11 protein-coding genes are annotated in these 11,286 nt (G+C 47.9%); 7 read left to right on the plus strand and 4 right to left on the minus strand.

Annotation, left to right across the window (positions count from 1 at the left end):
- Positions 1-65 precede the first annotated feature (65 nt).
- The 3 genes from bamE to nadK all read right to left on the minus strand — a co-directional run bounded on the left by bamE (position 66) and on the right by nadK (position 3,296).
- Entirely contained in the window at positions 66-422 is a 357-nt protein-coding gene (gene bamE, locus ABT56_RS15270) for an outer membrane protein assembly factor BamE (protein ID WP_047879773.1), read from the minus strand.
- Between the two features lie 141 nt (positions 423-563).
- Positions 564-2,231: a DNA repair protein RecN gene (gene recN / locus ABT56_RS15275; RefSeq protein WP_047879747.1), complete on the minus strand. Its 1,668-nt coding sequence runs from the start codon at positions 2,229-2,231 to the stop codon at positions 564-566.
- A gap of 174 nt (positions 2,232-2,405) precedes the next feature.
- Positions 2,406-3,296, minus strand: a complete 891-nt coding sequence (gene nadK / locus ABT56_RS15280; protein WP_205626094.1) for an NAD(+) kinase — start codon at positions 3,294-3,296, stop codon at positions 2,406-2,408.
- A 175-nt stretch (positions 3,297-3,471) separates the two neighbouring features.
- Here nadK and grpE point away from each other — a divergent pair, with 175 nt between their 5' ends.
- The 3 genes from grpE (at position 3,472) to dnaJ (ending at position 7,453) form a co-directional block, all read left to right on the plus strand.
- Positions 3,472-4,095, plus strand: a complete 624-nt coding sequence (gene grpE, locus ABT56_RS15285) for a nucleotide exchange factor GrpE (RefSeq protein ID WP_047879749.1) — start codon at positions 3,472-3,474, stop codon at positions 4,093-4,095.
- A 208-nt stretch (positions 4,096-4,303) separates the two neighbouring features.
- Complete coding sequence (dnaK, locus tag ABT56_RS15290) at positions 4,304-6,220, plus strand: molecular chaperone DnaK (RefSeq protein WP_047879750.1); 1,917 nt, start codon at positions 4,304-4,306, stop codon at positions 6,218-6,220.
- Between the two features lie 90 nt (positions 6,221-6,310).
- Positions 6,311-7,453, plus strand: coding sequence for a molecular chaperone DnaJ (dnaJ, locus tag ABT56_RS15295; RefSeq protein WP_047879751.1), 1,143 nt, complete (start codon positions 6,311-6,313; stop codon positions 7,451-7,453).
- Positions 7,454-7,548: 95 nt separating this feature from the next.
- Here dnaJ and ABT56_RS15300 read toward each other — a convergent pair whose 3' ends face one another.
- Positions 7,549-7,995: a type IV pilin protein gene (locus tag ABT56_RS15300; RefSeq protein WP_047879752.1), complete on the minus strand. Its 447-nt coding sequence runs from the start codon at positions 7,993-7,995 to the stop codon at positions 7,549-7,551.
- Between the two features lie 107 nt (positions 7,996-8,102).
- Here ABT56_RS15300 and ABT56_RS15305 point away from each other — a divergent pair, with 107 nt between their 5' ends.
- The 4 genes from ABT56_RS15305 to ABT56_RS15320 are packed head-to-tail and all read left to right on the plus strand — an operon-like array spanning position 8,103 to position 11,057.
- Positions 8,103-8,651: a pilus assembly FimT family protein gene (locus ABT56_RS15305; protein ID WP_047879753.1), complete on the plus strand. Its 549-nt coding sequence runs from the start codon at positions 8,103-8,105 to the stop codon at positions 8,649-8,651.
- The gene (locus tag ABT56_RS15310; RefSeq protein ID WP_047879754.1) at positions 8,642-9,292 is read left to right on the plus strand and encodes a PilW family protein; all 651 of its coding nucleotides are present in this window, start codon (positions 8,642-8,644) and stop codon (positions 9,290-9,292) included. The genes ABT56_RS15305 and ABT56_RS15310 overlap by 10 nt, the downstream gene beginning before the upstream one ends.
- A gap of 12 nt (positions 9,293-9,304) precedes the next feature.
- Positions 9,305-10,636, plus strand: a complete 1,332-nt coding sequence (locus tag ABT56_RS15315) for a hypothetical protein (RefSeq protein WP_047879755.1) — start codon at positions 9,305-9,307, stop codon at positions 10,634-10,636.
- Positions 10,626-11,057, plus strand: a complete 432-nt coding sequence (locus ABT56_RS15320) for a type IV pilus modification PilV family protein (RefSeq protein ID WP_047879756.1) — start codon at positions 10,626-10,628, stop codon at positions 11,055-11,057. Before ABT56_RS15315 ends, ABT56_RS15320 begins: the two co-directional genes overlap by 11 nt.
- The last annotated feature ends 229 nt before the right edge of the window (positions 11,058-11,286 follow it).

Consider the following 11,286-nt stretch of genomic DNA (forward strand, 5'->3'; position numbering starts at 1 on the left):
GGTCTTTCAAACACGAAAAAAGCTCGCTATAGCGAGCTTTTTTGTTTTATCGGTCAGGGTAGTGCTTAGTTGGCCGCACTCATGAAGCCAGTTCCTTTCGGGTAATCCCCCTCAAGGCTGATCAGCTGGTTCTGGCCATTGAAACGCAAGATCAGGTTTTTCTGCTCCGCCTTTTCATGTCCCGGCTTGTGGTAGTAAACGTAATACCAGGTGTTTGGGTATTCCGGCTCTACCAGCATCGGCGAGCCTAGTACGAACTCAACCTGTTGTTTGTTCATTCCATATTTCAGGGTATCAATATCCTTTTGCTCCAGATAGTTCCCCTGATTGATATCAATACGGTATACCAGCTTATCAAGAACTGAGCACCCGCCTAGCAAGCTGACTGCCAACGTCATGGCAGCAAGATTTTTCCAACTCATAGCATCCCGGCAAATTCGCGTTACTTCTGCTGCGATAATAAACAACCGCTTGGCAGAAGTAAAAAAGCGTTGAAGAAAAAAACTGTAAATGAGACTGCGGTACAACCAATAAGTTGCATCATTCACATAATTCTATGTTATTTACGCGGCAAACAGCAGCTCTTTTGCGTTGGCCAGGGTGCGTTCGGTGATTTCACTACCGCCAAGCAGGCGAGCCAGCTCGTTGATCCGGTCTTCTTGGCTTAGCGGGTACATGTTGGTTTCGGTCTGTCCCTCGCTCGCTTTTTTGGCCACGAACATTTGCTGATGGCCGCAACCGGCCACTTGTGGCAGGTGGGTAACACACATTACTTGGGTTGATTCGCCCAGAGTGCGCAGCATCTTGCCGACAATGGCAGCCGTCGGACCACTGATACCTACGTCTACTTCATCGAAAATCAAGCTTGGGGTCTCGACCTTCTGGGCAGTGATCACCTGAATTGCCAATGAGATCCGCGACAGTTCACCGCCTGAGGCGACTTTGCCCAACGGCTGGAGTGGCTGGCCCGGGTTGGTGGATACCAAGAAGGTAATGGTATCGAACCCTAGTGGGCTGAGCATGCGTTCGGCGTCGCTTTGAATATCGATGCTGAAGATCCCGTGCTCCATGCTGAGTTGGTGCATGCTGTCGGAAATTTTCTTGTCGAGTTCTTTGGCATAGCGCTGGCGGCTCTTGCTGAGTTTTTCGGCGCAGGCAATGAATTGCTGGCGTAATGCTTCTACCTCTTCGGCGATCTCTTCTAGGCGCTCGTCGCTGCAGTCCAGGTTCTCGAGCTCCTGCTTGAGCTCTAGGTGCTTGGCATAAAGCTCGCCCGGCATCACGTAGTGCTTGCGCGACAGTGACATGATCTTGGCCAGACGCTCTTCGAGGTAAATCAGGCGCTGCGGATCCATATCCAGATTATCAAGGTAGCTGCGCAGCTCTTGGCTGGCTTCCTGTACTTGGATGATGGCTTCTTCGAGCATCTGCGGAATCGTGCTCAGGCTGGCGTCGATTTCGCCTAGGTTGCACACTTGCTGACTGGCCATCTGCAGCATGTTGAGTGCATTGCACTCTTCGCTATCGTAGAGGATCGAGAGGGCTGTCTGGCTTGATACCGCCAGCTCGCCGCAATTCGACAGGCGCTTGTGTTCTTCTTCGATTTCGCTGAATTCGTCTTCGCCCAGAGCCAGTTCGTCGAGTTCTTTGACTTGATACTGGATCAGTTGTTTCTGGGCTTCGTTTTCCTCGCGACTTTGAACCAGACGCTTGTACTCGTTGTTGGCCTGACGCCAGATCTGGTAGCTGTCGCGGGTTTGGTCCATCAGGTGATGGTGACCGGCGTACTGATCCAGCATCTGTTGTTGGTAGTCAGGGCGCATCAGCTGTTGGTGGGCGTGCTGGCCGTGGATGTTGATCAGTAGTTGGCCAAGGGCTTTTTGCTGAGATGCAGGTACCGGGCTGCCGTTGATGAAACCACGAGAGCGGCCTTCTTTGGTGATCACCCGGCGCAGGATGCAGTCATCTCCGTCGATCAGTTCGTTGTCTTCCAACCAGCGGCGTGCGGTTTGGTTGTTGAGCAGCGAAAAGGTGGCTGAGATCTCGGCCTTGTCTTCGTTAGGTCGAACCATGCAGGCTTCGGCACGATCGCCCAGACAAAGGCCGAGCGCGTCGATGGCAATGGATTTACCGGCACCGGTTTCACCGGTGATGGTTGTCATACCTGGTTTCAGTTCGAATTCAAGGTTTTTGACAATGGCAAAGTTTGAGATTGTCATGTGAGCCAGCATGTGTGTTTACCTGTTCAAATCAACACCTGTTTTTCCATACAGTATATACTGTATGTAGGTACAGTAAAGTACTGAGTGTGAATTTTCAGAGCAAAATTTGATTTACGTTAAGGTGATGAAAAACAGCGATAAAAAAAGCCAACCGTGAAGGTTGGCTCAATTGGGAATTCTGGCTCAGAACAGGCGGCTTGACCAGCCGAGTTTGCCCCGCAGTACTTCGTAATAGCTGTAGTGCTTAGGGTGGATTAGCTTGAGCGTGTCCGGGCTTTGGTAGATGTGGATCTCATCGCCGGGGCTGACGGGCAGCGAAACTTGGCCGTCGCAACTTACCTCGAGGGTGCTGCCGTTGGTCGGTGATACCATCAGCTTGATCCGGCTGCTGCCGTCAACAACCAGCGGCCGGCAAGACAGGGTGTGCGGGAACATCGGCACCAGCGAAATCGCGTTGAGCTCGGAGGTCAGGATCGGGCCGCCGCCTGAGAGCGAGTAGGCGGTAGAGCCGGTCGGGGTCGAGATGATCAGGCCGTCAGATCGCTGCGAGAAGGCGAATTTCTCGTCAATGTAGACCTCGAATTCGATCATGTGCGCGATTTTGTCGGGATGGAGCACGGTTTCGTTAAGTGCGGCATTGCGGCTTTTTATCTGGCCGTGGCGGTGCACTTCGGCTTCGAGCAAAAAGCGTTTTTCGACGACAAATTGGCCGTTTAGCACCTCTTCGAGTTCGGATTCGAAGTCGTCGGGATCCAGGTCGGTCAAAAAGCCGAGGCTGCCGCGGTTCACCCCGATCACCGCGATGTCGAAGCGGGATAATACACGTGCTGCACCCAGCATATTGCCGTCTCCGCCTACCACGATGGCAAGGTTGGCCCTGTCGCCGATGGTCAGTAAGTCGCAAAAGGCGGCCTGTGGCAGGTCGACATCGTTGGCTAACCGGTGGTCAACCAATACCTCGTAGCCACGCTCTACTAACCATGTGTACAGGCTTTGGTGGGTTTGCAGGGCCTCGGGATTACGGGGCTTGCCGATTATCGCAATGGTCTGAAAAACACGCGTCATGTCCATGATCCGACAGATGAAGAGTGAGCCAGTATAGCGTCAGGATGAGAGAGTTGTCGCGCTTTGTGAGCTATATCGGCTTGAATCATTGAGGTTCATCCCCATAATATGCCCATCAACCCGTTTTTAGGATAGGTTTTCAGCCTATTCTCATAAAACATGATTTTGGTGGAGAAGCGAAAGCATGAGCAACGAAGAGAAAAAAGTACAGGACGAGCAGCTTCAGCAAGAAGCTGTTGAGACAGTGGAAACTGATGCTGTTGAGCAGGATGAAGTCGTCGAAATGACCCTTGAAGAGCAGCAGGCTGCACGTATTGCTGAGCTTGAAGCGGCATTGCTGGCTAGCGATGCGAAAGCGAAAGAGCAACAGAACGATGTATTGCGTGCCCGTGCTGACGTTGAGAACATGCGTCGCCGTACCGAGCAGGAAATCGACAAGGCTCGTAAATTTGCCCTGAACAAGTTTGCCGAAGAGCTGTTGCCGGTTATCGACAACATGGAACGCGCTATCGAGATGGCCGACAAGAACGACGAAGCTATCAAGCCAATGGTTGAAGGTGTCGAGCTGACCCTGAAGACCATGATGAGCACGGTAGAGAAATTCGGCCTGAACCAGCTGAACCCAGTTGGCGAGGCGTTCAACCCAGAGCAGCACCAGGCGATGGCGATGCAGGAAAGTGCCGAGCACGCGCCGAATACCGTGATGCTGGTTATGCAGAAGGGCTACGAGCTGAACGGTCGTGTGGTTCGTCCGGCAATGGTCATGGTGTCTAAAGCGGCATCAGGCAGCATCGATACTCAAGCGTAATTGGGCGTGTTGTTCAGCAAGCCCGCAGCGATGCGGGCTTTTTTATTTTTTTGAAATTTTTTTCGTTGTCGCCCTTGAAAAGTGTTTGGCTGCCCTTATCTAGTAGTCATACGACATCGTAAACCAATTTCTGCGGATGATTCCGCATTGTCGGTGGAGCACGATGGCACACTGGCAAATAAGCTAAATGAATTTCGGAGAGAACCTGATGGGTAAAATCATTGGTATTGACTTGGGTACAACTAACTCTTGTGTAGCAGTACTTGATGGTGACAAGCCACGTGTAATTGAAAATGCTGAGGGTGAGCGTACAACGGCATCAGTTATCGCTTACACCCAAGACGGTGAAACTTTGGTCGGTCAGCCAGCAAAACGCCAGGCAGTAACCAACCCTGAAAACACACTGTTCGCTATCAAGCGTCTGATCGGTCGTCGTTTCGAAGACGAAGAAGTTCAGCGTGATATCGAAATCATGCCTTTTAACATTGTTAAGGCAGACAACGGCGATGCATGGGTAGAAGCGAAAGGCCAGAAAATGGCTGCTCCTCAGGTATCAGCTGAAGTTCTTAAGAAGATGAAGAAAACTGCTGAAGACTTCCTTGGCGAAGCAGTTACTGGCGCAGTTATCACTGTTCCTGCTTACTTCAATGATGCACAGCGTCAGGCAACTAAAGATGCAGGCCGCATCGCGGGCCTAGAAGTTAAGCGTATTATCAACGAACCAACTGCAGCTGCTCTAGCATACGGCCTAGACAAGAAAGGCGGCGATCGCACTATCGCGGTATACGACCTAGGTGGTGGTACGTTCGATATCTCTATCATCGAAATCGACGAAGTAGAAGGCGAGAAAACTTTCGAAGTATTGGCAACCAACGGTGACACTCACCTAGGTGGTGAAGACTTCGACAACCGCATGATCAACTACTTGGTTGAAGAGTTCAACAAAGAGCAGGGCATCAACCTGAAGAACGATCCGCTAGCGATGCAGCGTCTGAAAGAAGCCGCAGAAAAAGCGAAGATCGAACTATCTTCTGCACAGCAGACAGATGTAAACCTACCTTACATCACTGCCGATGCAACTGGTCCTAAGCACATGAACATCAAAGTGACTCGCGCTAAGCTTGAGTCTCTGGTTGAAGATCTAGTACAGCGCTCTCTTGAGCCGCTAAAAGTAGCACTGTCTGACGCTGGCCTGTCTGTAAGCGACATCAACGACGTTATCCTTGTTGGTGGTCAGACTCGTATGCCAATGGTTCAGGCTAAAGTGACTGAGTTCTTCGGCAAAGAGCCACGTAAAGACGTTAACCCAGACGAAGCTGTTGCGATTGGTGCAGCGGTTCAGGGCGGCGTGCTTGCAGGTGAAGTGAAAGACGTTCTTCTGCTAGACGTTACTCCACTGTCTCTTGGTATCGAAACCATGGGCGGCGTGATGACTAAGCTTATCGAGAAGAACACCACTATCCCGACAAAAGCGAACCAGGTGTTCTCTACTGCAGAAGACAACCAGAACGCGGTAACTATCCACGTTCTACAGGGTGAGCGTAAGCAAGCGAACTACAACAAGTCACTTGGCCAGTTCAACCTAGAAGGTATTCAGGCAGCACCACGCGGTATGCCACAGATCGAAGTAACATTCGACCTTGATGCCGACGGTATCCTGCACGTATCTGCGAAAGATAAGTCTACTGGTAAAGAGCAGAAGATCACTATCCAGGCATCTGGCGGTCTGAGCGACGAAGATATCGAGAAAATGGTTCAGGAAGCGGAAGCTAACAAGGAAGCGGACAAGAAGTTCGAAGAATTGGTAACTGCACGCAACCAGGCTGACCAGCTAGTTCACGGTACTCGCAAGCAAATCGAAGAAGCTGGTGAAGCACTGCCAGCAGACGAGAAAGCGAAGATCGAAACTGCAGTAAGCGAGCTTGAAGAAGCACGCAAGGGCGAAGACAAAGAAGCGATTGACGCGAAGGTTCAGGCCCTGATTGCAGCATCTCAGAAGCTAATGGAAATCGCTCAGCAGCAGGCTCAGGCTCAACAGGCACAAGGTGCTGGCGAGCAGCAGGCACAGCAGGACGACAACGTTGTTGACGCTGAGTTCGAAGAAGTTAAAGACGACAAGAAATAAGAACAGAGCTAACGCTTAATCTTATTCGGGCACGGGCGTTGGAGGTTACTCTTGCGCCCGTAGCTGTATTAAGGCAGGTGACAGATAAGTATGTCAAAACGTGATTTTTATGAAGTTCTGGGCGTAAGTCGTGATGCGTCAGAGCGTGACATTAAAAAGGCTTACAAGCGCCTTGCAATGAAATTCCACCCGGACCGTAACCAGGGGGATGCCGAGGCTGCTGAGAAGTTCAAAGAAGTTAAGCACGCATACGAAATCCTAACCGATCCGCAGAAGAAAGCAGCCTACGATCAGTACGGCCATGCGGCATTCGAGCAGGGTGGCGGTGGCTTCGGTGGCGGCGGCTTTGGCGGTGGTGCTGATTTCGGTGATATCTTCGGTGATGTGTTCGGCGATATCTTCGGTGGCGGCGGCCGTCGTGGTCAGCAACGTGCCCAGCGCGGTGCAGATCTGCGCTACAACATGGAGCTGACACTGGAAGAAGCCGTTCGCGGTTGCTCCAAGGAAATCCGTGTTCCTACCTTGGTTCACTGTGATACCTGTGATGGTAGCGGTGCTAAGAAAGGCACCTCGGCAACCACTTGTGGCACGTGTCACGGTAGCGGCCAGGTACAGATGCGCCAAGGCTTCTTTGCCGTTCAGCAGACATGTCCGCACTGTCATGGTCGCGGTAAGATCATTCAGGAACCTTGTGGTACCTGTCATGGTCAGGGCCGTAAGGAAGAGACCAAGACGCTATCGGTCAAGATCCCTGCTGGCGTAGATACGGGCGACCGTATTCGTCTGTCTGGTGAGGGTGAAGCTGGAGAGTTTGGTGCTCCCGCCGGGGATCTGTATGTACAGGTTCATGTTGCTAAGCACCATATCTTCGAGCGTGATGGCAATAACCTGTACTGCGAAGTGCCAGTTAGCTTTACCATGGCAGCCCTTGGTGGCGAAGTGGAAGTGCCGACTCTTGATGGTCGTGTTAACCTGAAAGTCCCATCTGAAACGCAAACGGGCCGTATGTTCCGTATGCGCGGTAAGGGCGTGAAGTCTGTACGCGGCGGTGCAATGGGTGATCTTATCTGTAAGCTGGTTGTGGAAACACCAGTTAACTTGAGTTCACGTCAGAAAGAGTTGCTGCAAGAGTTGGAAGAGACTTTGGGCGGAACCGCTGCTAAAAAGCACAAGCCTAAGTCAGAAGGTTTCTTCGACGGTGTGAAGAAGTTTTTTGATGACCTAACCGGTTAATTTATTTTAGCCTGTTAGTGATGAATAAAAGAAAAGCCAGCATAGTTGCTGGCTTTTTTATATATTATGGAATAATAGCGCTGTTAAAATAATAACTACCAGCATTCAGATAATGGTTTGTTATTACTTCCGTATCCTTTTTTTACACCCGCAGCATTAATTGATAATGCTTTGCATGCATCCCCTGTTTGTTTTCCATTTGCAATTACACTGGCTGTAATAATAAAACGATCTTGGCCTTTTCCGGTATTAGATATGGAATATGTATATTCATCAGCGAGAGTACATTGTTCACATTTATTTGTGCCAGTACTGAGGTCTGATGAATTGGGGTATGTTTTATTTAAACTTGGGCTGTTAGTATAATACTGTTCAGCCCATAATTGTAATTCCATAAGACTTGCCTGAGCTGCCGTTCGGCGCCCTTTTTCAACATGCTCTTGATAGGAAGGATAGGCGATTGCAGTGATGATTCCGAGAACTGCAACCACGATCATTACTTCAATGAGTGTCAAACCTTTTTGTAAAATACACCTGTTCATTACATTCACTTTTTTAAGCGTGACGAAAAAAAAATTGATGGGACTGTGTAAAGCTATACCTTGTGATAAGTTGATTTCAAGTCATTTTTGGTTATTTAAAAAAAATCATGCATAGTTGGAAGGTAAATCAAGGTCTAACATTAATAGAGTTAATTACTGTAATTTCAATAATTGCTGTGATATCGGCATTCGCTATTCCTAGTTTTGAAAAAAGTCGTAATGCAGCTGAAATAACAAGTAAGTCAGAAATAATTTATGAATTTATCAGATTGGCAAAATATGAAGCGGTAAAAAGAAATACCACCGTGGAAGTGTTTTTTGAAAAAAATACGCGAGACACATTTTGTTTTGGTATGAGAAAAAAGAATTCATCTGATACTTGCGACCAATCATCTTCAGCCTATCCTCGCACTATTTTGGATAAAAACTCGCATTACTTTCTCAAGACAGCAGATGTTAATGGTGGCTTAAAAGATTTATCTGTAGGGACTTTGTTGGATTTCAATCCCGTGACTGGGCAGGCTTCTAATAGCAAGAGAATATTGGTCAATAGTTCATTGGATGCAAATCTCCTAAAAGGGGTCAGGGTTACTGATATCGGTTTTGTGTACCGCTGTAGCAGCGCAACCAGTAGTGGGGAAGAAACATGCGTATAGAAAAAGGATACTCACTGGTTGAATTACTGATTTCAACGTTTCTTGGCATTTTGGTTATAGGAACAATTACATCAGCATATACGATGACTCTTACAGGTTCGAATCAGTATTTAAAAGAATCTGCTTTGTCATCAGAGCTAGACAGTATTTTGTTTTTGATGGCAAGTGAAATTAAACGAGCGGGTTATTGCCGGGATTGCTTTGCTACAAATCCATTCATGCTAAATGACGGGACAAACTCTGCCAATATCCTTATTGATGGCCTTGCTGATAGTAGTAACGGTCATTGTATTTTATTTGCTTATAACCATGACTCAGCACTCGGCGTGACTTCAATTAGAAATGACGATGCGAGAGGGTTTCGTGTCACTGACAGTGATAAAGATGGCAGGAACGAAATAGAAATCTATACCACATATAGTGGTATGGCGAATTGGTCTTGCTCCGGCACTAATTGGCAAGATTACAATAATAAGCGCATAGATATTAAAAAGTTGGATTTTACTAGAACGGTTTATGACTCATCGGTTGCTGGCTCAACCAACAGTATTCAAAACATCACGATTACGATTGGTGGGAAGCTTGGTGAGCTATATGAAGAAAGAACGACCAGTGTGGCTCTGCCAAATATTAAACCTTAGGATGAAGTTAAAATGAGAGTGCACCGAAATCTCCAACAAGGAATTTCTACATTACTAATAACAGCTGTATTAGCGTTATTGATGGCTTTGTATGTATTTGGTGTATTGGCGGTTGAAACCTTTAATGCCAAAAAGACACAAAATGCGGTCGTAACCAAAGAATTGAAAACAAGGGCGGATGCCGAGCTTCAATGTGCAAAAGAAATTGTTTTATCTTCTGGAGATTTGGCAGCGGCACACGACTTCTCTAGTTGTAGCAAAGCTAAAATTGAGCTAGAGCAGATTGATGTTAATAACTATGAACTGAGATCTATAGTCGCTGATCTTGTTTCCGAAGGCCAGGCTGTATCTAAGGTGATTCTGTCGAATTACGGCTTGTCAGGCCCCACGGCGGCTATTTCTTCAACGGGTAATCTTGTTTTTAATGTCTCGCAGACAATCGACCCGTATGAAGGAGACAAAGTCGGTACGGGCTACAACTGCAGCGCCATTCGTACGGGGGGAACGTTTACTCTGCAGGATAATGCTGATCTGGTTGTCCGACATCCTCTTGATCAAAATGGGCAGCCTAAGAAAGGGGAGGATGGCAATGTCATTAAGTGTAACAGTAGCCATTTAACTGAATCGCCAAAAAGTCGGGCGGATTACAAATTAGATATAGCCGAAAACGTAAAGGACATGGATCTGTTCGAAGAGAACTTTGGGATCCCGCGCGAGGAGTGGGCGAAGGCAAAAGAAAAATTCCAGGAGTTCTTAACACCTACGATGGTAACGCAAGATATTGTGGTTGGTCATGGCACTGATGGCACACCGATTACAAAATCTGTCACGTTTCCGAAAGTCGTAGACTGTGGCAAAAAAATTCAAGCGATTATCGATGCCAATAAAGCGTTAAAGCCGGGCGAAGAGAAGAAGAAAATTGAGTATATCTGGGTTGAGGGAAGTTGTGATCTTTCGGGCATGAAGTATGAACAAACTGCGCCAGATACAGCGGGTGTGACAGTTGTGGTTAAAGATGGCTTTATACATACCTCTGTACCGACCTCGTTTCACGGTAACCTGTATATGTTGGACGTAGCGATGACTAACGAGCAACTGAAGGCAGCATGGGCGAACTCAAAGCTTGATGTATATATGGCGGGCCGGAATGTTGATTTGGCAAATGTTCCTTTTTATTTCCACGGTACTTTCCAGACCCAGGGAGCGTTTAATTTGGATTCACCCAATCGTGACTCGCATGTGTTTGGTGCGTTCCAGCCGGGATACTCAAAAGGTAAGGCGATGCCTGGTACTCCTTTATTTCCTCAAGTAAAAATATTGAATGGGAGCTGGCATGATTTCTAAGCGAGGCCGTGGCTTTAGCCTGATAGAGGTGTTGGTATCCTTACTGTTGATTTCAGTGTCGTTTGCTGCAGTGATGCGAATGCAGGCATATGTAGAGGTAAAAAGAGAACAAGCTGCGTTACAGTACCAAGCGATGCAGCTTGCTGAGCAGCAAGTGATGCTCTGGCAAAATGTAGGGGCGACAGTTAATTGCAATGGAACAATGAAAGCGCTGACATTAGCCAATCTGGAAACCTGTCAGATTGGTTTTGGCAAGATGACAGGAACAGTCAGTGTTGTGGGAACCCCAAAAAAAGACTTGGCGGGTGCTATTATCTTTAAGCGTTTGCAAGTTGCGGTGCAATGGATTGATAGGAGTGGTGAAAAGGGTACGGTAACACTCTATTCCGGCCATTCGAATCAGAGCCCGCTTCTGAAATAGAAATAATAATTTTGATTATAGAGCACACAGCAAGTTGTATTGCTGTGTGCTTTTTGTTCGCTTGGTTTCTTTTGTTGTTTTTTTTCTTGCCCTTCATAAATCCCACCCTATAATGCGACCTCACTGACACGGACAACGGCATTGCCGGTAACGATAAGTCAGTTTGTTCTTTAACAATTTGACCATGCAATCTGTGTGGGCACTCGTGAAAAGATTTAGTCAAAAGATT

The organism is Photobacterium aquae (assembly GCF_001029445.1).
Classification (GTDB): domain Bacteria; phylum Pseudomonadota; class Gammaproteobacteria; order Enterobacterales; family Vibrionaceae; genus Photobacterium; species Photobacterium aquae.